Genomic DNA, 22430 nt, shown 5'->3' with positions numbered 1-22430 from the left:
GGTGGAGGTGCCGGGATCACGACCCCTGGACCGTGATCTCCTGGACGTCGACCTGGAAGCCCCGGTCGCTGGCCGGCAACTCGGTGATCCAGAACAGCAGGTACTGGTATTTCTTGTCCACGTCGAAGCCGTTGAACGCCATGGTGGTGCCGTCGTGGTCCTCGAACGGCTGCCCGATGGCGTTCTGGGCGGTCTTGTAGTTTGCGACAAGTTGCTTGTCACCGGCAGAGGTCGACGGTGGGGCGATGGTGCCGGTGAGGAGCTGGGCGGACGCCCCGGTCGCCGAGAGCACCACCTGCACCGACTTGACGCTGTGCGGCTCGCCCAGGTCCAGCCAGACCCCCATGCCGGACTTGTTGTTGCCGAACTTGGCCGCCGTGTACGTGTCGGTTTCCCAGCCCTTGTCGGCGTCGCCGTCGATCACCTTGTCGGCGTCGCCCAGCTCATCGCGCAGTTTGCTGTCCGGGTCGATGATCCGGACGCTCTTCACGGGCAGCTTGCGCACCACGGCGGCGGCCGGGGTGGCGGCACCGCCGGCTGGGGCGCTGGACGTGGGGGCGGGGCCCTGGTTGGCCTGCTGGTCCTTGTCCTTGCCGTTCAGCGCGCTGATCCCGATCAGCAGACCGACCAGGGCGACCGCCAGCAGACCGGCGATGCCCACTGCGACCTTGCGCCCGCCGGCCGCCGCCAGCGGCGACGGCTCCTCTTCGGTGTCGGCGGCGAACCGCAGCGGCCCGCTGTTGTCGAGGTAGTGCTCCTCCTCGGTCGGCACGTCCAGACGGGCCAGCTCGGCGGCGAGCACATCGGAGGACGGCGGTGCGATCTCGGCGTCCAGCAGATCCATGGTCAGGTCGTCCAGGTACGCGGGCACACCTGCCCGGACCTGGCGGGGTGCCGCGATGGCACCCCCGGCGTCCCGGACCGCGTCCGGGATGGCGGCGCGGCCGTGGCCGGCGGTGGCGCCGTGCAGTGGTGCCTCGGCGTGCGGCCAGGAGCCGGTCAGTGCGAAGTAGAGGACACCGCCGACCGCCCGGATGTCGTTCTCCTGGCTGTCGGCGCCATCGGTGCGGGCGTCGGCCAGGACCACGCGGCCCTCGTCACTGATCATGACGGTGCCGGGGTGGACATTGCCGTGGACCATGCCGGTGGCGTGCACTGCGGCGAGTGCGCTCGCGACGGCGTTGCCGATCGCGGTGGCGCGAGCCGGATCCAGTGGGCCGTCGGTCGCCAGGTCCCGCAGGGACTGCCCGTCGACCCACTCGCGCACCACGTACGCCCGGTCGGCCTCGTCGATCGCGTCGTAGACGCCGACCAGGTTGGGGTGGATGACCCGGCTGGCCGCGACGGCGGCCTGAAGCATCTCGGTGGCGGAGTCGCCACCCGGGTAGCGCAGCACCACCGCGACGGGGCGGCGCAGGATGACGTCGACCCCGCGCCAGACCAGCCGACCCGCGCTGTCGTTGTTGATGTGCTCAACCAGTTCGTACCGCTCGGCGAGGACTTCACCGGCCGTGGGAGCACCGAAGGTCATGACCGGAGGAGCGCTTTCGTCTGCCTCCTGACCCTCGCCGACCTGGGTCACCCGTCCTCCCTCGGTGATCGTGTCGATCGATGGACCCGAACTGCTGGGCATGTGGCTTCCCGCTCTGCCGTTGAAGGAACCGGCCGACCGGTGTCAACGCGCAGCGTTGGCCCCTGCCGTATCCGTCGAGAGCGACCTTACCCGGGTTGCCCGTCTCCCCGACATGTCATCTTCCCGCCGCACCCGGCGGGATTTCGGCAGTCGGAGAACTCGTCCGGTTACGACCGTTGTCAGCCACGTTGCTGGCACATGTACTAGCCAATCTACGGCTTCACCGCAAGTGACCGACGCCGGGGCCGGGGTGGTGCGGCGGTCCCGCCAACGGGGATGTTCCCGCCGATCGGACTGCCACGCTCAGCCGTACGGTTGGTTATCCACAGGTTGATGCGGTGGTTGACCGGCGAATCGCGGAGTTATCCACAGGTGCGTCCCCAGCCTGGTGATCCGCGGTCACATTCCGTGTGGATGTCAACTTGTTGTAATCGGATGCTGGCTTTTAGCGACCGAGGCGGCGGCGGACCATGCCGACCACCTCGGTGATCTCGCTGATCCGCAGCAGCATGGCCAGACCGAGGTAGGTCCCGCCGATCACCACGCCGCCGATCACGAGCTGCGCCACGGCCTGCCACCAACTCGGCGTTTCACCCCCGGGCAGCAGGCTCACCACGAGCAGACCAACCAGCGCGGCACCCAACGCGGCGACCGCCACCCGGCCGAGGGTGCGCAGGATGGCGCCCATCCCGATCCGGCCGACCCGGGGCCGCAGCAGCCAGGCGGAGGCGAACGCCGCAGCCAGGTAGGACACGGCGTTGCCGATCATCATCCCGGCTGCGGCGAAGTGCGCGGCGAAGGCGACGTAGAGCACCACCTGCACGCCGATCCGCAGCGCGACAACCGGAATGTTGATCAGTGCCGGGGTGCGGGTGTCCGGCAGGGCGTAGAAGGCAAAGGTGAAGAGCTGGCTGATGGCGAACGGCACGAGCGCCAGCGCCGCCAGCAGCAGCACCAGCGACGTGTCGGACGCGTTCTCGTCGGTGAACGCGCCGTAGCGGAACAGCGTCACAGCTAGTGGAGTGGCCAGTACCGCGTAGCAGACCGCGATCGGGGCGAGCACCGCCGAGACGGTTCGGGTGCCCCGGGAGAGGTCGGCGGCGAGGTCGGAGTACCGGCCGTCGGCGGCGGCCGCGCTCATCCGGGGCATCAGCGCCGTGATGATCGAGACGGCGATGATGCCGTGCGCCATCATCAGCAGCAGGAACACGTTGTTGTAGATCAGCGGGCCGGCGGCGTTCTCCTTACCTGCCCGGTTCAGCAGGTTGAACAGCACGATCAGGCCGACCTGGCTCACCGCGACGTAACAGAACATCCAGCCGCCGAGGCGTCCCAGCTCACGCAGGCCGAGGGTGCGGAAATCGAACCGGAAACGCCAGCGGAAGCCGACCTTGCGCAGCGCCGGCAGCAGCCCAGCGGCCTGGATTGCGACGCCGAGCAGGGTGCCGCCACCGATCAGCAGGATCCGGCCGGTGGTCATCTCCTCGGGACGGACGATCTCCGCACCGAAGATCGCGATATACAGGCCCGCGGTGGCGATCACCACGATGTTGTTCAGGATCGGCGCCCACATCGGTGCGGCGAAGTGCCCCCGCGTGTTCAGCACTGCGCTGATCAGCGCGCTGAGGCCGGTGAAGAAGATCATCGGCAACATCAGGTACGACAGGGCCGTGACCAGGCTCCGGAAGTCCGCGCCCGTCTTCTTGCTGGCGTAGAGCGAGGTCAACACCGAGGCGAAGGCCACCGCCACCAGCGCCGCGACGGCGAGGGCAAGCACCGCGAGGGTCAGCAGCCGCTGGGCGTACGCCTGACCACCATCGGTGTCGATCTTGCGCCGACGGACCAGCACCGGAATCAGGACGCTGGTGAGGATGCCGCCGAGCAGGAACTCGTAGACCATTCCGGGAAGAATCTGCGCGGTGGTGTACGCGTCGCCAACCAGCGCGCCACCGAGCGCGGCGGTCAACGCCAACGTACGCAGAAAACCAGTGCCACGGCTGACCAGGCTGCCGACCGCCATCATGGCGCTGTTGGTCGCTGCACTCGCCTCGGCCACCTGCTCCTGCGGCGGCGCGGTCGATTCCATGGCTGGCTGGTTGAGCGGCTCGGCGGAGATGAAGATCGCCTCGTCTCCCGGGCGCCCGCCGGCTCCGGGCCCGCCGTCGTGCGCGGCATTCGCGCTGCGGTAGAGCCCGCCGCTCATCTCCAGCCTCCCAGGGGTACGTCGAGCCGGGCACCGACCCGCACGCCACAGACCTTAGTCAACCGCTACCTGTTACCCGCGCCCGGCGGATCGGATCACACCCCGGCCCGATACGCTGGCGGTCCCATGTCCGAAGCCTCTGTTCCCCACGCCGCCGACCGTCGCGAACTCACCGCAGCGCAACGCAACGCCGTCGCCGAACTGCTCCGGGTCTCCCCGGTCGCCGACGAGTTGGGCCGCCGGTTCGTCCGCGCCGGTCACGAGCTGCACCTGGTGGGCGGTTCGGTACGGGATGCCCTGCTCGGCCGACTCGGGGACGACCTCGACTTCTGCACCGACGCGCACCCCGACGAGACGCTGCGGATCATCAAGGGTTGGGCCGAGTCGATCTGGGAGACCGGTCGGGAGTTCGGCACCATCGGCGCCCAGCGCGACGGCCTCCGGCTGGAGATCACCACCTTCCGAGCGGAGTCGTACGACCAGGTCAGCCGTAACCCGATGGTGGTGTACGGCACCAGCCTCGACGAGGACCTGAAGAGGCGCGACTTCACGATCAACGCGATGGCGGTCAGCCTGCCGGAACACCGGTTCACCGACCCGCACGGCGGGCTGGACGACATCTCGGCCAAGGTGATCCGTACCCCCAGCACCCCGCGTGAGTCGTTCGGCGACGACCCGTTGCGGATGCTGCGGGCCGCCCGGTTCGCCGCGCAGTTGCGCTTCGCCGTGCACCCGGACGTGCACAAGGCGATGGGCGAGATGGCCGCCGACCTGGACCGGATCACCGCCGAGCGGATCCGCGACGAGTTCACCAAGCTGCTCTGCGGCGTCGACCCGATCACCGGGTTGCGGCTGCTGGTCGACACCGGGCTGGCCGAGCGGTTCCTGCCGGAGCTGACCGGGCTGAAGCTGGAGATCGACGAGCACGCCCAGCACAAGGACGTCTACGAGCACACGCTGACGGTCGTCGAGAACGCGGTCTCCTTCGAGGAGGAGGGCTGCGACTTCATTCTGCGGATGGCCGCCCTCATGCACGACGTGGGCAAGCCGGCGACCAAGGCCGCCGCCCCCGACGGTCGGGTCAGCTTCCACCACCACGAGGTGGTCGGTGCACGGCTGACCAAGGCTCGGATGAAGGCGATGCGGTACCCGAAGGAGATCACCGCGAAGGTGACCGCGCTGGTCGCGCTGCACCTGCGCTTCTACGGGTACGGGCGGGGCGAGTGGACCGACTCGGCGGTGCGTCGCTACGTCGCCGACGCCGGTGATCTGCTGCCCCGGCTGCACAAACTGACCCGCTCGGACTGCACGACCCGCAACCGGCGCAAGGCCGCCCAGCTCGCGGCCGACTACGACGCGCTGGAGGATCGGATCGCCCGGATCGAGGCCGAGGAGGACCTGGCCCGGGTCCGCCCCGACCTGGACGGCAACGCGATCATGGAGTTGCTCGGCGTACCGCCGGGGCCTGTGGTCGGGCGGGCCTGGAAGCACCTCAAGGAGCAGCGCCTCGAACACGGGCCGCTGGACCGCGACGCCGCCGAGGTGGAACTGCTGCGGTGGGCCCGCGCCGAGGGCCTGATCGACTGAGGGCGCCGCCCCGACTCCGGGAGCGGCGCCCGTCGGCGTACATCCGTCAGCGGGTCTCGACGGCCGTCCCGTCCACCGAGCCGTTGTCCTTGCTGGCCGGGGCGGACGCCGAGCCGAGCCGGGCCAGCAGACCGGGCAGGTCGATCCCGGTCAGGTCGCTGCCGAGCTGGAGCCCCTGGGCGACGTTGCCGGCCACCGACTTCGTCAGCGACGAGGCACCGTCGGTGGAGATGACGGTCATCTTGTCGATCGCCCCGATCGGCGCGCTGGCCGCCGCCACCACCTGCGGCAGCACCTTGACCAGGAGGTCCAACACCGCTGCCTCCCCGTACGCGGCGAACGCCTCGGCCTTGCGCGCCATCGCGTCCGCCTCCGCCTCACCCTTGGCGAGGATGGCTGCGGCCTCGGCCTGACCCTCCCGCTCCACCGCCTCGGCGATCGCCGAGCGTCGGCGCTGCTCGGCCTCACCTTCCTTGGCGCCCTCGATCGCGTTCGCCTCGGCGAGCGCGGCACGCCGCGCCCGCTCGCCCTCACCGGTGAGTCGCGCCTGCTCGGCGGAGGCCTGCGCGGCGGCGATGACCGACTGCCGTTGGGCGTCCGCGTGCAGCACGGCCGCGTTGCGGGACGCCTCGGCCTCCTGCTCCACCTTGTACCGGGCCGCGTCGGCGGGCTTGCGCACCTCGGTGTCCAGCTGGCGCTGCTTGAGTTCGGCGTTGCGCTCGGCGACCTTCTGCTGCTCGGAGAGGATCGCCTGGTCCCGCTCAGCCTGAGCGAGCGGACCGGCCGCGGCGGACTTCGCCTTCGCCGCGTCGATCTCGGCCTGGATGCCGGCCTGCTTGAGGGACAGGTTCCGGTTCGCCTCCGCGATGGCCTCTTCGGCGAGCAGCCGTTCCTGCTCGGCCTGCTGCCGGGCCCGCGCCTCGGCGATGGCCGCGTCCTTGAGCACGCGGGCGGCCTCGGGTCGGCCGAGGTCCTGCAGGTAGGACCCTTCGGCGAGGATGTCCTGGAGTTGGAAGGTGTCCAGCACGAGACCCTGGTTGGTCATCGAGTGCTCGGCCTCCTCGGCCACGGCGCTCGCGAACGCCGCCCGGTCCCGGATGACCTCCTCGACGGTGAGCCGGCCCACGATCGAGCGCAGCGCCCCGGCGAGCACCTCCCGGGTGAAGTTGTCGATCTCGTCCTGCTGGTGCAGGAACCGCTGGGCAGCGGCCCGGATCGCGTCCTCGGTCCCGCCGACCTTGACGATCGCCACGCCGTGCAGATCGGCGCGGATGCCCTGCTTGCTGACCGCGCCCCGGATGCCGACGTCGATCCGCCGGCTGGACAGGTCGAGCGACTGGAGCTTCTGCACCACCGGCAGCACGAAGACCGAGGCGCCCAGCACGACCTTCTGCCCGGAGTTGTCGGTCGACCGGGCGCCGTCGGCGGTCTGCGTGGTGCGGCCCTTGCGGCCGGTGACGATGAACGCCTCGTTCGGTCCGGCCACCTTGATCCGGGAGAGCACGAAGAGCACCAGGATGAGCGCGAGGAGGACCGCACCACCGATGGCGATGAGCAGGGCCATAGAGAAGTCCCGTCTACGAGAGGAAGTCAGTAGGTTTCGACGTGCACGCTGGTCTCGCTGAGCGCCTGCACCACGAAGACCTGGGTGCCGAGCGGTATCGGCTTGTCCGCGCGGGCGCTGAGCTTGACCGGTTGGCCGGCGAGGCGTACCCGGACCTCGCCGTAGCCGTCGACCGGCACCGGGGTGACGACCAGGCCGAGCGCGCCGACCAGGTCGTCGCGGGTGGGGGTGGGGTCGGTGCGCATGTTCCGCGCCGCCCGGCTCAGCCGGGACGCCAACCAGCCGGTGGGCACGGCCGCGAGCACGCCACCGGCCGCCGCGCCGACGAGCATGCCCGGTGTACGCGCACCGAGCAACTCGTTGACGATGGCCGCGCCGAACCCGAACGCCCCGGCAAAGCCGGCGACCGTTTCGACCGAGATCGGACCGTCCACGTCGGCGTGCCCGAACTGGAAAATCTCGGTGCCGAGCAGTGCGAGCGCGAGCACCCCGATGCCCGCCCCGCCGATGATCAAAAAGATGAGCGTCCCCGTTGCCACGACCTGAACGGTATCGACGCCGCGCAACGCCGGTCGCCTCCTGCCGGCGGGGTACGCCGGGTCGGGGAGAATGGGTGGATGCGCTGGGCCGTGCTCGACTCACCGATCGGTGAGTTCTCCGTCGCCACCGACGGCACGAGCGTCTGCGGCGCGCATTTCGGCCGGGTCGACGCGGCCACCGAGCAACCCGACCACGCGCTGTCCCGGCAGGCCGTCGACGAGCTGCGGGCGTACTTCGCCGGTGAGTTGACGGCGTTCACCGTTCCGGTGTCGGTGCCGCGCGGCTCCGACTTCGAACGCGCCGTGTGGCGGGAGATGACGCGGATTCCGTACGGGGAGACGCTGACGTACGGCGAGGTGGCGCGACTGGTCGGCGATCCCGGAGCGGCACGGGCGGTGGGCGTGGCCTGTAACCGCAACCCGGTCCCGGTGATCGTGCCGTGTCACCGGATCGTCGGCGCGGGCGGCAAGCTGGTCGGCTTCGGTGGGGGCCTGCCTCGCAAGGTCAAGTTGTTGGAGCTGGAGGCCGGCGTCGCGCTGCGAAACGCCTGGTCCCACGGTTGACGCAATGTCGAGCTGAACACGGCGAGGGCCGGATCCGAACGGATCCGGCCCTCGCCGTGTTGTGCTGAGTAGTGCTGTGCGTTCAGCGGGTCAGCGCTCGACCTCGCCGGCGATGAACTCCTCGACGGCCTGGTGGGCGTCGTGGTCGGCGTACTGCACCGGCGGGGACTTCATGAAGTACGACGAGGCCGACAGGATCGGCCCGGCGATCTTCCGGTCCAGCGCGATCTTGGCGGCCCGGACCGCGTCGATGATGACGCCGGCCGAGTTCGGCGAGTCCCACACCTCGAGCTTGAGCTCGGCGTTGAGCGGGGTGTCACCGAACGAACGGCCCTCCAGGCGGATGTACGCCCACTTGCGGTCGTCCAGCCACGGCACGTGGTCCGACGGGCCGATGTGCACGTCGCTCTTGCTCATCTCGTGCGGGATCTGCGAGGTGACCGACTGGGTCTTCGAGATCTTCTTCGAGACGAGCCGCTTGCGCTCCAGCATGTTCATGAAGTCCATGTTGCCGCCGAAGTTGAGCTGGTACGTGCGCAGCAGCTCGACCCCGCGGTCCTCGAAGAGCTTCGCGAGAGCGCGGTGCACGATGGTGGCGCCGACCTGGCTCTTGATGTCGTCGCCGACGATCGGCAGGCCCGCGTCCTCGAACTTCTTGGCCCACTCGGGGTCGGAGGCGATGAAGACCGGCAGGGCGTTGACGAACGCGCAACCGGCGTCGATCGCGGCCTGGGCGTAGAACTTGTCGGCCAGCTCGGAGCCGACCGGCAGGTAGGAGACGACGACGTCGACCTGCGCGTCGCGCAGCGCCTGCGCCACGTCGACGGGCGCGGCGTCGGACTCCTCGACGATCTCGCGGTAGTACTCACCCAGACCATCGAAGGTCGGGCCGCGCTGCACGGACACGCCGGTCGGCGGTACGTCGCAGAGCTTGATGGTGTTGTTCTCGCTGGCGACGATCGCCTCCGAGAGGTCCATGCCCACCTTTTTGGCGTCCACGTCGAACGCGGCGACGAACTGCACGTCAGAGACGTGGTAGTCGCCGAAGGTGACGTGCATGAGACCCGGGACGCGGTCGTTCGGGTCGGCGTTCCGGTAGTACTCGACGCCCTGAATCAGGGACGAGGCGCAGTTACCCACACCGACGATGGCGACGCGGACGGAGCCCATAGCGTCTGCCTCCTTCTTTTCTGTCACGGCCGCTCATTCCTGGTCTCTCCAGGCGGAGGCGGGCTGTTGTCTTGTCGTCGGCCGCCGGCTGTCCCGATGTTCGGGACCGTCGGGGCTCGGCCGGAGCGCTCGTTGGCGATGAGCTCCTCCAGCCAGCGGACCTCGCGCTCACAGGCGTCAAGGCCGTGGCGCTGCAGTTCCAGCGTGTAAGCGTCGAGGCGCTCGGCCGCCCGGCCCAGCACGTCACGAAGCCCTTCGCGACGCTCCTCGATCTTGCGGCGGCGACCCTCCAGAATGCGCAGTCGGGTCGCCTGGTCGGTCCGGGCGAAGAACGCGAAGTGCACCCCGAAGCCCGCGTCGTCGTACGTCTCGGGCCCTGCCTGTGCGATCAGCTGGGCGAAGCGTTCCTTGCCCTCCGCGGTGATTTTGTAGACCACCCGACCTCGTCGGCTGGTCAGCGCGGGAACCTCCTCGGCAGTGGCGGGCGTCTCAGCAGCTTCGGTGATCCATCCCGCCGCCTGCAGCCTGCGTAGGGTCGGGTAGAGCGAGCCGTAGCTGATTGCCGCCCGGATCGCACCGAGTTTGGCGGTCAGCTCCTTGCGCAGCTCATAGCCGTGCATCGGAGACTCTTGCAGGAGGCCGAGGATGGCGAACTCGAGCACTGGCCACCCTCTCTTTACCCTCCGGCGTGAAGTGGTAACCGCCGCGATGTATCGAACCGATACATCGCACGTTAGCGGGTCGCGTCGGCCAGGGCAAACCCCCGTTCCAGGACGGTAACGTCACGGATTGTGAGCATGGTCGCCTGCTCGGGCCGGACCGCGTACCCTTCTCCGCATGCGTACGCAGCGCCAGGTCGTCGACTACTCGCTTCAGAAGCGAGCAGTGCTGCGTGAGCTCCTGGCCGGCCGCGTCGGCACGTACGACGTCTGCGACGCGTCGCCCTACCTGAAGAACGCCGCCCGGTTCCACGGTGAGCCGACCGACCGGCGGTGCCCGATCTGTCGCAGCGAGAACCTGACCCTCGTCCACTACATTTACGGCGACGAACTCAAGCAGTCCGCCGGCCAGGCCCGGACACTGACCGAGTTGCCCGTGCTGGCGATGACACTGCGTGAGTTCCAGGTCTTCGTGGTGGAGGTGTGCCTCGGCTGTGACTGGAACCATCTCGTCGAGCAGTACCTGCTCGGTCGGGACGGTGTGACCGGTGACATCGACGGCACCGGCGAGCAGGACGTGGCTGGCGCCGAAGGTGCCGGCCGGCGGAGGCGAGAGGCGCAACGGTGATCGCAGCTGGTTGGACCGGCCCAGGGGCCGCAGACGAAACCTGGGATGGTCGACCACTCGATGGTCCGATTGGCCCGATTAATACTGCAATTACCTCGGTGAAACGGCACCCCCGTGCCGGCGTCCCGGGTGAAGCAACTCACGGCAACCCGGTGGTGGCGCAGCCGCGCCTCACCGCGACCGGCAGGGTGTGAGGAATGAACTCGTACGGCGAACCCAGTTCTGCGCGCGGACGGGCCCAATACTCGGGCACGGACGGCGACCCCGGGCCGGGCGCGGACGACGCGTACCGACAACCCGGCGGTGACTCCCGCGGGAGCGGCTGGTCGGCATCGGAGGGCGGCGCGGCAACCCCGGGTCGTGCCTCAGTGACACCACGGGCCGCCGGTGGGCGGGCCACGGTCGGCGGTTCGGCCTCGGTGCCACCGCGTGGCGGTGCGGCCTCGGTGCCACCGCGTGGCGGTGCGGCCGCCGGGTCCGCCTCGGTGGGTTCGGCATCCCCGGGCCGGGCCTCGGTGCCGGTGTCGCCGGCACCGGGTGTGGCCGCCGGTCGCGCTGGCGCGGGCCGGGCCTCGGTGCCCGTCTCCCCAGCGCCGGGCGCACCGGCAGGTCGGGCCGTGGTCGGTGCCGCTGCCGTCGGCGCCGCTTCTGTCGGGACCGCCTCGGCGGGCCGGGCCAGTGTCGGTTCCGCGTCGGTGGGTGGCCGTGCGGCGGTCGCCCGGGCGAGTGTCTCACCGGTCGCTGGCGGCCCAGGTGGCCCAGGTGGCCCGGGCGGACCAGGTGGCCCGGGTGGGCCCAACGGTCCGGGTCGGGGCGGTCGTGGTCCGGGTGACTCGGGCGCTGCGGCGCGGGCGAAGAAGCGCAAGCGGATGAACCTGCTGATCGCCGGTTTCGCGGTCTTCATCATGCTCGCCGGCGTCGGCGTGGTCGGGTTCACCTACTACTCGACCAACGTGGTCATGCCGGACGAGATCATCCCACCGCAGGCGACCACTCTCTACGCGTTCGACAACAAGACGATCATTGCCAAGGTGGGCGATCAGAACCGCACCCTGGTGAGCATCGACCAGATCCCGCAGTACGTGCAGGACGCGGTGGCCGCCGCCGAGGACCGGAACTTCTACCGGCACTCCGGCGTGGACTACAAGGGCATCGCCCGGGCCGCCTGGAACAACCTCTCCGGCGGCGACAAGCAGGGCGCGTCGACGATCACCCAGCAGTACGCCCGCAACGCGATCGAGAACCTCAAGGACGACACCTACGGCCGCAAGGTGAAGGAGGCGATCTTCGCCTCCAAGTTGAACGATGAGTACACCAAGCCGCAGATCATGCAGCACTACCTCAACGTCATCTACTTCGGCCGAGGCGCGTACGGCATCGAAGCGGCGGCGCAGACCTACTTCGGCAAGACGGTGAGCAAGCTCGACCCGGGCGAGGGCGCAGTGCTCGCGGCCCTGATCAAGCAGCCAGAGCCCAGCTCCACCCACCAGGGGTACGACCCGGCGGTCAACCCGACCGCGGCCCAGGATCGCTGGAATTACGTGATCGAGGGCATGGTCAAGGAGGGCTGGCTTGGTGTGCCCGGCAAGGAGCCGCGGCCTGCCGCCTACCCCAAGAGCATCAAGGCCCCGAAGAAGGGCGGCATCGGGGTCGACTTCGGCGTCGACACGCCGTACGGCAACGTGATCAACTACGTCCGGGAAGAGATGCGGGACAGAGGCATCTGTGTCGACAAGGACACGCAGGTGACGGAAGCCAAGCCGCTGTGCTCTCAGGCACTGATGGCTGGTGGTTACCGGATCCGCACCACCGTCGACACCAAGATCCAGGCGGCGGCCGTCGAGACGGCTCAGCGCAAGTCCAAGGGTTCCGAGTTGGCCGGCCAGCCGAGCAACCTCATGGCCGCAGTGGTCGCGATCGATCCCTCGAATGGTCGGGTGGTCGCCTACTACGGCGGCGACAACGGCACCGGCACCGACTACGCCGGTAAGAACACCGACTCCAGCGGCAATCTGAGCGGTGGCCACTCACCGGGCTCCAGCTTCAAGATTTACACCCTGGCGGCCGCGCTCAAGGAAAAGAAGGCGCTTGAGTCTCGCTGGAAGGGCAAGGCGTTCACCCCGGAGGGCACCAAGTTCAAGGTCAGCAACGCCGGCACGGACGACCCGTCCTGCCACAATTCCTGCACGCTCCGAGTGTCCACGCTCAAGTCCCTGAACGTGCCGTTCTACTACGTCACCGAGGAGATCGGCGCGGACAAGGTCGTGGACATGGCCAAGCAGGCCGGTGTCACCACCATGTGGCGTACTGACACCAACCCGGCGAAGTCCTACGACCTGACCAAGACCAACCCGAAGGACATCACGCCGGATCCGTTCTTCAATGTGGTCGGCTACGGCCAATACCCGATCACGGTGCTGGACCACGCCAACGGCGTCGCTACCTTCGCCAACGGGGGCGTCTACAACAAGGCGCACTTCCTGTACTCGGTGGAGAAACAGAATCCGAACTCCGGCAAGTGGGACAAGGTCTACAGCGAGAAGCTCGACTCGAAGCGGAAGATCGACAAGGGCGTGGTCGACGACGTGACGTCGGTGCTGAAGGACTATCCGGCTGCGGTCAACCACCGGCTCGATGACGGCCGTAAGGCGGCCTCGAAGACCGGCACCTGGGAGCTCAAGGGCGACAGCAAGGACAACGGCGACGCCTGGATGATCGGCTACACGCCACAGTTGGCCACTGCGGTATGGGTGGGCAACGTCAAGGACCGGAAGCCACTCATTCTCACGGACAAGCGCAAGGTCAGCGGTGGCAACCTCCCTGGTGACATCTGGGAGCGGTTCATGAACGAGGCGCTGAAGGGCAAACCGAAGGCCGACTTCCCGCCGGCGGCGAACATCGGCGACCCGGATTCCGGAAACGGTGAAGCGCCGCCCCCGCCGCCTGAGACGCCGACCCTGCCGAATCAGCCGAATCAGCCGGCCTGCAACCCGCTGACCGATTTCTTCTGCCCGAATCCCGGTGGCAACCAAGGGGGCACCCCCGGCGGCAACAACCCGAACACTCCCGGCGGCCCCGGTAACGGCGGTAACGGCGGCGGGCTGTTGCCCAGCCTGCCGCCCAACCGGGACTGACCCGCACCGCTGCACGCCGCCGCCGCCGGCCGGACGATCTGTCCCGGCCGGCGGCGGCGTTTTCGTACCCGGATCTCCGCGTCGGGACGGGACGGACACCCCCGTCGTACGGCAGGATGCCTCTTCATGAGCACCCAGTCGACGCCCGGCATCGACGACGCCGGAACCACCGATCACCCGTCCCGCTCCGACGGGTTCGTCCGCGGCGTCTCCGGCGTCATCGGCGGCCCGCTGGGCGACCACGCGACCGCGCTGGACCGGCCGGTCGGCCGGGAGCGTCGCTTCTGGACTGCCGTCCGGATCGTGCTGGCGCTCACGTGCCTCACGCTCGCGCTGCACTGGGTGCAGAAGTCGCCCTGCCAGGACGGTGCCTGGCAGAACAACGTCCAGTACACCCGGTTCTGCTACACCGACGTCCTCGCCCTGTATTACGCCGAGGGGCTCAACGAGGGCAAGGTGCCCTACCGCGACCACCCGGTGGAATACCCGGTGCTGACCGGCTACTTCATGGGGGCGCTTGGCCTGCCGGTGCACGCCATCGGTGACGGCGACCCGACCATCAACCAGGGCCAGTGGTTCTACAACCTCAACGCGCTGGTGCTGGGCGCGCTCGCGGTGGCCACTGTGGCGGTGATCCTGGCGCTCCGCCGCCGACGACCATGGGACGCCGCGTTGTTCGCGCTCGCCCCGGCGCTGGTGCTCACCGCCACCGTCAACTGGGACCTGCTCGCCATCGGGCTGGCCGCCTTCGGCCTGCTGGCCTGGGCTCGCAAACGACCAGCGGTGGCCGGCGTGCTGCTCGGGCTCGCCGGTGCGGCGAAGCTCTGGCCGCTGTTCCTGCTCGGGCCGATCCTCGTCCTGGCGCTACGGGCCGACCGGGTCCGCGCCGCGCTCATCGCCACCGGTACGGCGATCGCCGCCGTGGTGCTGGTGAACCTGCCGGCCGCACGGTTCTACCCGGAGAACTGGGACCGATTCTTCGAGCTGAACACCACCCGGCCGATCGACTGGGGCACGCTCTGGTACATCGGGCGCTACCTGGACGGCAAGGTGGGCAACGACCCCGCCCGGCTCGGCCCGTTCGAGTGGCTGAACGCCAACATTCCCACCCTCAACACCATCTCGTACGCCCTCTTCGGGTTGGCCTGTCTCGGTGTGGCCGTGCTGGCGTTGCGGGCGCCGCGCCGACCGCGGCTGGGTCAGGTCGCCTTCCTGGTGGTGGCGGCGTTCCTCATCTTCAGCAAGGTCTGGTCGCAGCAGTTCGTGCTGTGGCTGCTGCCGCTGGTGGTGCTGGCCCGGCCGAAGTGGGGTGCCTTCCTGGCCTGGCAGATCGCCGAAGTCTGCTACTTCGTCGCCTTCTACGGTGAGTTGCTCGGCGCGGCGACCGGCCGCCCGGTCTTCCCGGAAGGGGTGTTCGTGCTGGCCTCGACGTTGCGGCTGGCCACCGTGGTGGTGCTCTGCGTGCTGGTCGTCAAGGAGATCCTGCACCCCGAGCGGGACGCGGTGCGGGCGACCTATCCGGACGACCCGGACGGTGGCGTGCTCGACGGCGCACCGGATGCTCCCTGGCTGGACCGCTGGCGCCGCCGAACGACCAACCCCGCACCCGAACCCGAGCCCGCCACCACCTGATCAGCGAGGATTCGCCGCCTGCTCGCGTCAGAGCCGGTAGACGACGGCGTCGCCGACGTCCTGCCGGCTGATGCCGAGCGACTCCACCGGTGCGTCGATGCTGATCTCCCACGGTGTGCCCACCACCTGCCCACGCAGCAACACCACCGAGCGGACGCCGAGCGTGCGCAGGTAGTCGACGCTGGTCTGGTCGGGGAACGACTGGCTCACCCGGCGTACGTCGTCGAGCTGACGCGGAGTGAAGCCGCTGCCGCCGTTGACCACGTCGGGGAACCCGCTGGTCGACCAGAGCATCACGTGCTGGTCCAGGCTCTGGTTGCTGGGCAGCACCAGCAGAGGCCCCTCCGCCGTACGCATCGCCGCCGGTTGGGTCGGCACCACCGGATGCGGGGTGGTGTTCAGGCCCTCGATCGTGACCAGCAGCAGCGGCAGCAGGGTGGCCATCCGCAGCCACGGCCCCGGCCACGACGGGATCCGCTGCGCGGTCAACTCGCGGACCCGGTCGGTGAGCGCGGTGACCGCGCCCGCCGCGAGCAGGCCGAGTAACAACGTGGTCCAGAGCATCAACCGACCAGGGGTACGCAGCCCACTCCAGCCCGGCAGGTGATCGAAGAGCGGCACGTAGGTGAAGGTGCCGTCGAAGAACCGGGTGCCCATCGCGAACGCCATCGTCACCAGCACCCCGGTGAGCAGCAGCAGTCGGTGCCGCAACCGCCAGACCGAGAAGAACAGCCCACCCGCGGCGAGCGCGTAGAGCACGAAGCCCGGCAGCAGGGTCATCTCCGGGTGCCACGGCAGTGCCGCGCGGGCCCCCTCGTGCAGCCCACCCCAGATCCGCGACTCGGCGGGCGCCGTCACGAAACCCGTCGCCGGCGGCGAGAAGATGCTGATGTCGCCGATGGTGCGCTCGGCGTTCGGGTGCAGTTCGGTCACCTTGTAGAACGGGAACGCCATCAGCAGACCCACGCCCGCGAAGAACAACCCGCCGAGCAGGTCGGCGATGAACAACCGGCGACCGAACGGCACGGCCTGACCGGTGCGCAGCCGCCGCGCGAAGAAGAGGACGACGGCGACCAGCAAGGCGCCGGCCAGGAAGTACGCGAACGGCAGCCCGATGCCGAAGCCGAGGCTGAGCTGCCAGGCCGCCATCAACCAACCGGCGTAGATCCAACCGTCGTGCCGGCGCTCGGGTCGGTAACCGTGCCGCAGTGACCAGCCGTGCCCGCGCGCCAGCATCGCCAGCGCCAGCGGAATCCCACCGTTGGAGAGCACGTGCAGATGCCCGGCCTGAGCCAGCAACCATGGTGCGTAGGTGTAGCTGACGCCAGCGACTGCGGCGCCGATGCGGCCAGCCCCGAGCTGTCGGGCCAGCGCGTACGCCCCGAGCGTGGCGAGCGCGTGCGCCAGCACGAACATGATGTTGTAGCGCAGCAACGCGTCCTCGGGGCCGCTGCCGAGCATCCCAGCCGGGGCGTACCCGAGCAGTGTGTCGGAGAACGCGAAGCTCCACAGCTCGGGGAAGAACGTGTTGGACTGCCACAGGTGCGCCGGGTCGGCCAGCAGAATGTGCCCGGACCAGGCCATCTGCCAGGCCTGCAGGCTCGGGTCCCAGTAGTCCTGCGGGAGTGTGTAGCGCGGATAGCGCAGCGTCGGCCAGGTCATCAGCACGGCCAGTGCCAGCGCGCCGAGGGTGGCCAGGGTCCACTCGTGGATCAGGAACCGGCCGACGGCTCGGCCCGCCCGGCTGAAGATGGAGGGGCTCGGCTCCGGAGCGGAGGCGAACGCCTCCCAACGCTCCGGACCGACCGGCTTCGCCTCGCCGTCGGTCTGCACCTGACCGTCGGTCTCGCTCGCCTTCTCACCCTTGGCCGCGTCACCGCCCTCGGCCGCGTCCTTCCCGGCGACACCGCTCGTCGGGCGGTCGAGCTCGGGGTCGCCGTTCGCGGCGGCTCCGGTCGTCCCACCGTCACTCGTTTGCGGGTTGTCCGGGGCGGTCTGAGCGCTCGGCACGGCCTTGTCCGAGACGGCGTCGGAGGTGCGAGCCGGCTGGGCGGGGGCGCCCGCCGGCGACGCGGTGGCGGGTCGGATCTCGGCGTCCGCGCTGGCGGGGGTGGGCCGGGCGTTCCCGGTCCCAGGCTGTCCGGTCGTCATGCTGCCGGGCTCTCCGTCCCGAGCTGCTGGCGGAGGAAGTCGATGTCGGCGGCTTGGCCGGTCACGCCGCCCGGTGTCTCGACGACCACCGGTGCACCGGCCGCTCGGATCACCGCCACCACCAGCTCCGGGTCGATCGTCCCGCCGCCCAGGTTGTCGTGTCGGTCCTGGCCGGAGTTGAACGCGCCCTTGGAGTTGTTGGCGTGCACCAGGTCGATCCTTCCGGTGATCGCCTTGACCCGGTCGACGACGCCGAGCAGTTCCTCGCCGCCCGCGTACGCGTGGCAGGTGTCCAGGCAGAAGCCGACCTCGTAGTCGCCGATGGCGTCCCAGAGCCGGGCGAGCGCGTCCAGTCGTCGGGCGCACGCGTTGTCGCCGCCTGCGGTGTTCTCGATGAGGACCGGCACGCCGAAGCCGCCGGAGTCAGCTGCGTACGCGAAGGTCTTGCGCCAGTTGTCGAAGCCGACGGCCAGGTCGTCCCCGGCGTTGACGTGCCCACCGTGGACGATCACGCCCTTGGCGCCGATGTCAGCGGCCGCGTTGGCGTGCCCGAGCAGCAGCTTTCGGCTGGGGATCCGGATGCGGTTGTTGAGGGTGGCGACGTTGATGACGTACGGCGCGTGCACGTAGAGGTCGACCTCGGCCGTGCGCAGCCGCTCGGCGTCTTCCCGAGGCTTGGGCGCCTTCCACCCCTGTGGGTCGGCGAGGAAGAACTGCACGGTGTCGGCGGACCGGGCGGCCGCCTCCGCCAGCGGGTCGGTCGAATCGACGTGGGCTCCGATACGCATGCGAGCGAGCCTACGTCGCGACCGTGACTGGTGGGGCGACGGCCGGGGCGGTGTCGCGTCACTTGACGGACCGACGATCGTTGATGGGTTTGAACCGGCGACCAGCGCCCGGGGCCGCCGACGGCGCGAGCCGCCGCGTACGGCGACCGGTGGTCGACGGCCGACAGCGAGGTCACCCCCGCCGCGCGGCCCGGCGTGGCGGGGGAGGGCCCTTCGCCTACCGGATGTCCACCGATGAAGAATCTCGGAAATTTGTGCTTTTCCCCCCGACAAGGTACGAGTGCCGTTGTATCGTCAGATAACAACACGATAAAGCTCCGCGGGGCGTCTTCGGTCCAACCTCATCGGTGTGGTCGTTCCTCCCCAGGTCCCACCCAAGGAATGCGGACCAGACGCCCCGCGGCCTTGTAGACGGGGGTCCACCACCGGCCGGAAGACGGTCGGACGGTGGACCCCCGTCAGCACGTCCGAACGCTGACCCGACCTCCCCGGGCATGATCCTCCGGACCGGGTATCCTGGTCAGGTTGTCCGCGTCCGGCCGGGTTCCCCCGGAACGTGCGGGCAGCGACGCACGACCTCCTGCCACGGAAGGACCGTGGCCGCTTAGCCCACAGGAGGTGAGCACGTCTTGCGTCATTACGAAGTAATGGTCATCCTCGACTCCAGCCTCGAGGAACGCACCGTCGCACCGTCGCTCGACACGTACCTGAACGTGATTCGGACCGCGGGTGGCTCGGTTGAGAAGACCGACGTATGGGGCCGTAGGCGCCTCGCGTACGAGATCAACAAAAAGGCTGAGGGCATCTACGCCGTCATCGACATGCAGGCCACGCCTGCTGCGGTGGCCGAGCTGGACCGTCAGCTGCGGCTCAACGAGTCCGTGCTGCGCACCAAGGTCATCCGACCGGAAATGCGCTAAAGCATTCAAACCCCGGTTCGTCCGGATCAGCCTCCGCGACTCTGTCGCACGGCTCTGCGAGCCTGTACGACGAGACGCTGAGTGCGCGAGGAGATGGTCATGGCAGGAGACACCACCATCACGGTCATCGGCAATCTGACCGATGACCCCGAGTTGCGGTTCACCCCCTCCGGGGCTGCGGTCGCCAAGTTCCGAGTCGCTTCGACGCCCCGTTTCATGGACAAGGCGTCGAACGAATGGAAGGACGGCGAGCCGCTGTTCCTCGCTTGCACCGTCTGGCGGCAGGCCGCCGAGCACGTCGCCGAGTCGCTGCAGCGTGGCGCCCGGGTGATCGTGTCGGGCCGGCTGCGTCAGCGGTCCTACGAGACCCGCGAGGGTGAGAAGCGCACTGTCATCGAGCTTGAGGTCGACGAGATCGGCCCGTCGCTGCGCTACGCCACGGCGAAGGTGCAGAAGATGTCCCGCTCCGGCGGCGCTGGCGGCGGCTTCGGTGGCGGCGGTGGCGGTGGCGGTGGTAACCAGGGTGGCGGCGGAGGCAACTTCGACGACCCCTGGGCTTCGGCTGCTCCCTCTCCCGCGCGTGCCGGTTCGGGCGCCAATTTTGACGAGGAGCCACCTTTCTAATGGCGCCGAGCGCCCGCGATCGCAAACCAGGTGCACGTGCAACGGCCAAGGCTGCGGCACTGCGCAAGCCCAAGAAGAAGGTGAACCCGCTCGACAAGGACGGGATCGCCTACATCGACTACAAGGACACCGCGCTGCTGCGCAAGTTCATCTCCGACCGCGGCAAGATCCGCGCTCGGCGGGTGACCGGCGTTACCTCGCAGCAGCAGCGTCAGATCGCTCGTGCGGTCAAGAACGCCCGTGAGATGGCGCTCCTGCCGTACACGGCCACCACCCGCTGAGAGGAGGCACCGATATGAAGATCATCCTGACTCAGGAAGTGTCCGGCCTCGGTGCCCCGGGCGACATCGTCGAGGTCAAGGACGGCTACGGCCGTAACTACCTGCTGCCGCAGGGCTTCGCGATCGTCTGGACCAAGGGCGCGGAAAAGCAGGTCACGGTCATCAAGCGGGCCCGTGGGGCCCGCGAGATCCGCGACCTCGACCACGCCAACGAGGTCAAGGCTCAGCTCGAGGGTCTCAAGGTCAACCTGAAGGTCCGCGCCGGCGACGGCGGACGGCTCTTCGGCTCGGTCACTCCGGCCGAGATCGTCGACGCCGTCAAGGCGGCCACCGGCCCGGTCCTCGACCGGCGGCGGCTGGAGGTGCCCGGTCACATCAAGTCGATCGGCACCTACCCGGTGAAGATCAAGCTGCACCCTGAGGTGACCGCGTCGTTCAACCTGAACGTCGTTCAGGGCTGACGTCCGCAACACCACCACGAGGGCCCGCACCGAGCGATCGGTGCGGGCCCTCGTGCGTAGTACGTCATCCGGGCTGGTGCGGGCGGCCTGCTCGGTGCGGCGTCGACCCGCACGCCGGTCAGCCGATCGGCTGACCGGTCACCGCGCTGATCAGCACCGTCGAGAGGCCGCCACCGACCACGGCGGCAGCCAGCGCGATGGTCGCCGAGCGCCACGTCGTGCCCACCCGACGCAACAGCGCAGCCACCACCAGACTGCTCACCAGCGCCAACCCGAAGCGCGGCGAGCCGCCGAGTAGCGACTCCAACGCGCGCGACCGGGGCGAGTCGCACCCGCCCCCGCTGATGTCGGTCACACAACCAGCCGGCGCCTGGCTGTCCAACGTCAACAGCCAGACGAAGATCAGAACCGCCGGCACCAGGTAACAGGCGGCGGTGTACAGCAACGGTCGGAAGGACCCACCCGGGTCCGGGTCGAGCAGGTCGTCCTCCAGGCGCCGCGCCCAGGCGCCCGTGGCCGCCGACTCGACTCGCTGTCGCACCGACGCCGCCCCAACCGCCGGCCGGTCCGCCCGACGCCGTGGCGCACCCCCGCGGGGCACCGGCGCGCTGCGCGGGCGCGGGGCGGTGTAGCCCACCACCGGGGACCGGGGCGCCGACGTCGGCGGATCCGTCCAACGGGGGTCATCATCGGCCAGCCGAGCGCCGGACAAGAACCCGTCGTCCCGGGGCGGCCAACCCTCGGCAGCCACCGACCGGTCGGAGCGCGGCGGCATCGTACGGTCCCACTGGTCGTCCTCGATCGCGGACCGCTCCCACTGGCCGGTGCGGTCGGACCGTTCCCAGCCACCGACGCTCTCCACCGCCGACCACTGCCCGCTCAGGTCCGCAGCGTCCGCAGGCGGCCACGCGTGCAGGCCCGAGGCGTCCCACGGATCCACCGCAGGCGGGTACGACGGCTCGGGCTCAGCCGCCCGTTCCGACCCGCGTGCCCATGGGTCGGCCGCCGGGCGGGACCAGGACTCCTCCGCCGCACGGCGGCTGCGCCGGCTGGGTCGGCTCACTTCCTGCTCAGGCGGCGGATCGGTCGGGGCGGGTTCCAGATCCCCACCCGACCAGATCACCTGCGGGCGGCCAGCGGGTGCACGGCGGGGACGGCGGTCCGGGACAGCGCCGGAGACCGGTTCGTCCTCCCCGGCGTCGGCGCGTCGGCGACCCGCGTACCCCTGCTCCTGCGGACGGTCGAGCGTCCACTCTCGGGTGTGGTCCGATTCCGGTGCCGCGCTGATCGCCGCCTGCTCCGGCCAACTCGTCTCACCGCTCCGCCGCCGGCTGCCCCGCGACTCGGCGGACCGACGGCCGGTACCGGACGTCGGCCGCTCGGGCTCGCGCTCGTCCGGTGCCGCGTGGCGACCGTCGCCGTCAGCGTGCCGGACTCCCGACTCCAATGCCCACCGGGGCAGGTAGGCGTCGACGGGCTCGTCCTGGCCTCGGTCCAAGGCACGCCGCCGGCTGGAGGTGCGGTAGCGCCCGTCCTCGTCGTAAGGGTCAACAGGAAGGGACGCCGCGCGCTCATCCCACGAGGCGGTCGGCTGGCGCTCGCGCGGGCTTCCTTCCCCGCGTCCCCAGTCCCGGTAATTCACGGCCGGAGTGTGACCCTTCTGAACCGAAAGCGGAATCCGCTGTCCAGGTGTAGCCGTTCGCTGGAGATAGTACGGGACGATCGTGTCACAGGCCCGACCGAAATATTCTCCTCCACAGGCTGGGGAGCATGTTTGCGCAGGTCAACGACTTATGACTGAGAATTCCCCAGTGGTTGTCCACAGGCTGTGCACACCCTGCGCACATGCTGTCGCCCGGCATCCACAGGTTGTCCAGAGGCTCGTCCACCGG

18 protein-coding genes are annotated in these 22430 nt (G+C 69.5%); 9 read left to right on the top strand and 9 right to left on the bottom strand.

The features are described from left to right. Window positions 1-16: 16 nt before the first annotated feature. Complete coding sequence (locus PCA76_RS32520) at window positions 17-1633, bottom strand: protein kinase family protein (RefSeq protein ID WP_272614366.1); 1617 nt, start codon at window positions 1631-1633, stop codon at window positions 17-19. A gap of 445 nt (window positions 1634-2078) precedes the next feature. After that, on the bottom strand, window positions 2079-3836 hold the full coding sequence (gene murJ, locus PCA76_RS32515; protein WP_272614364.1) for a murein biosynthesis integral membrane protein MurJ: 1758 nt from the start codon (window positions 3834-3836) through the stop codon (window positions 2079-2081). A 126-nt stretch (window positions 3837-3962) separates the two neighbouring features. Here murJ and PCA76_RS32510 point away from each other — a divergent pair, with 126 nt between their 5' ends. Continuing rightward, entirely contained in the window at window positions 3963-5423 is a 1461-nt protein-coding gene (locus PCA76_RS32510; RefSeq protein WP_272614363.1) for a CCA tRNA nucleotidyltransferase, read from the top strand. Window positions 5424-5469: 46 nt separating this feature from the next. Here the strand turns inward: PCA76_RS32510 and PCA76_RS32505 are convergent, their stop codons facing one another. Both PCA76_RS32505 and PCA76_RS32500 read right to left on the bottom strand, forming a co-directional pair. After that, on the bottom strand, window positions 5470-6987 hold the full coding sequence (locus PCA76_RS32505; RefSeq protein ID WP_272614362.1) for a flotillin family protein: 1518 nt from the start codon (window positions 6985-6987) through the stop codon (window positions 5470-5472). Window positions 6988-7013: 26 nt separating this feature from the next. Continuing rightward, on the bottom strand, window positions 7014-7526 hold the full coding sequence (locus PCA76_RS32500; protein ID WP_442930185.1) for a hypothetical protein: 513 nt from the start codon (window positions 7524-7526) through the stop codon (window positions 7014-7016). 78 nt (window positions 7527-7604) lie between these two features. Here PCA76_RS32500 and PCA76_RS32495 point away from each other — a divergent pair, with 78 nt between their 5' ends. After that, the gene (locus tag PCA76_RS32495) at window positions 7605-8090 is read left to right on the top strand and encodes a methylated-DNA--[protein]-cysteine S-methyltransferase (RefSeq protein ID WP_272614360.1); all 486 of its coding nucleotides are present in this window, start codon (window positions 7605-7607) and stop codon (window positions 8088-8090) included. 90 nt (window positions 8091-8180) lie between these two features. Here PCA76_RS32495 and PCA76_RS32490 read toward each other — a convergent pair whose 3' ends face one another. Further along, window positions 8181-9260 (bottom strand): inositol-3-phosphate synthase, encoded by a 1080-nt coding sequence (locus PCA76_RS32490; RefSeq protein WP_272614359.1) that lies wholly within the window; start codon window positions 9258-9260, stop codon window positions 8181-8183. A 23-nt stretch (window positions 9261-9283) separates the two neighbouring features. Next, window positions 9284-9922: a PadR family transcriptional regulator gene (locus PCA76_RS32485; protein ID WP_272614358.1), complete on the bottom strand. Its 639-nt coding sequence runs from the start codon at window positions 9920-9922 to the stop codon at window positions 9284-9286. Window positions 9923-10097: 175 nt separating this feature from the next. Here PCA76_RS32485 and PCA76_RS32480 point away from each other — a divergent pair, with 175 nt between their 5' ends. The 3 genes from PCA76_RS32480 to PCA76_RS32470 all read left to right on the top strand — a co-directional run bounded on the left by PCA76_RS32480 (window position 10098) and on the right by PCA76_RS32470 (window position 15313). Next, window positions 10098-10547: a DUF5318 domain-containing protein gene (locus PCA76_RS32480; RefSeq protein ID WP_272614357.1), complete on the top strand. Its 450-nt coding sequence runs from the start codon at window positions 10098-10100 to the stop codon at window positions 10545-10547. A gap of 197 nt (window positions 10548-10744) precedes the next feature. Then, window positions 10745-13681: a transglycosylase domain-containing protein gene (locus PCA76_RS32475; RefSeq protein WP_272614356.1), complete on the top strand. Its 2937-nt coding sequence runs from the start codon at window positions 10745-10747 to the stop codon at window positions 13679-13681. Between the two features lie 126 nt (window positions 13682-13807). Beyond that, complete coding sequence (locus tag PCA76_RS32470) at window positions 13808-15313, top strand: glycosyltransferase family 87 protein (RefSeq protein ID WP_272614354.1); 1506 nt, start codon at window positions 13808-13810, stop codon at window positions 15311-15313. Window positions 15314-15340: 27 nt separating this feature from the next. Here the strand turns inward: PCA76_RS32470 and PCA76_RS32465 are convergent, their stop codons facing one another. Continuing rightward, window positions 15341-17464 (bottom strand): hypothetical protein, encoded by a 2124-nt coding sequence (locus PCA76_RS32465; RefSeq protein WP_272614352.1) that lies wholly within the window; start codon window positions 17462-17464, stop codon window positions 15341-15343. After that, on the bottom strand, window positions 17461-18252 hold the full coding sequence (locus tag PCA76_RS32460; protein WP_272614351.1) for a deoxyribonuclease IV: 792 nt from the start codon (window positions 18250-18252) through the stop codon (window positions 17461-17463). Before PCA76_RS32460 ends, PCA76_RS32465 begins: the two co-directional genes overlap by 4 nt. Window positions 18253-18881: 629 nt before the next feature. Here PCA76_RS32460 and rpsF point away from each other — a divergent pair. From rpsF to rplI, 4 genes are all read left to right on the top strand, one after another. Then, window positions 18882-19172: a 30S ribosomal protein S6 gene (gene rpsF, locus PCA76_RS32455; RefSeq protein ID WP_272614349.1), complete on the top strand. Its 291-nt coding sequence runs from the start codon at window positions 18882-18884 to the stop codon at window positions 19170-19172. An 81-nt stretch (window positions 19173-19253) separates the two neighbouring features. Then, entirely contained in the window at window positions 19254-19796 is a 543-nt protein-coding gene (locus tag PCA76_RS32450; RefSeq protein ID WP_272614347.1) for a single-stranded DNA-binding protein, read from the top strand. Continuing rightward, the gene (gene rpsR, locus PCA76_RS32445; protein ID WP_051723758.1) at window positions 19796-20077 is read left to right on the top strand and encodes a 30S ribosomal protein S18; all 282 of its coding nucleotides are present in this window, start codon (window positions 19796-19798) and stop codon (window positions 20075-20077) included. The genes PCA76_RS32450 and rpsR overlap by 1 nt, the downstream gene beginning before the upstream one ends. Before the next feature lie 14 nt (window positions 20078-20091). After that, window positions 20092-20538, top strand: a complete 447-nt coding sequence (rplI, locus tag PCA76_RS32440; RefSeq protein WP_272614341.1) for a 50S ribosomal protein L9 — start codon at window positions 20092-20094, stop codon at window positions 20536-20538. Between the two features lie 118 nt (window positions 20539-20656). On the opposite strand, the gene PCA76_RS32435 is transcribed toward rplI, so the two are convergent. Next, window positions 20657-22036: a hypothetical protein gene (locus PCA76_RS32435; protein WP_272614339.1), complete on the bottom strand. Its 1380-nt coding sequence runs from the start codon at window positions 22034-22036 to the stop codon at window positions 20657-20659. Window positions 22037-22430: the final 394 nt, after the last annotated feature.

It is taken from the genome of Micromonospora sp. LH3U1, assembly GCF_028475105.1.
Taxonomy (GTDB): Bacteria; Actinomycetota; Actinomycetes; order Mycobacteriales; family Micromonosporaceae; genus Micromonospora.
Note: the sequence above shows the minus strand (reverse complement) of the source record. Positions and strands in the feature narration are given on the sequence as shown.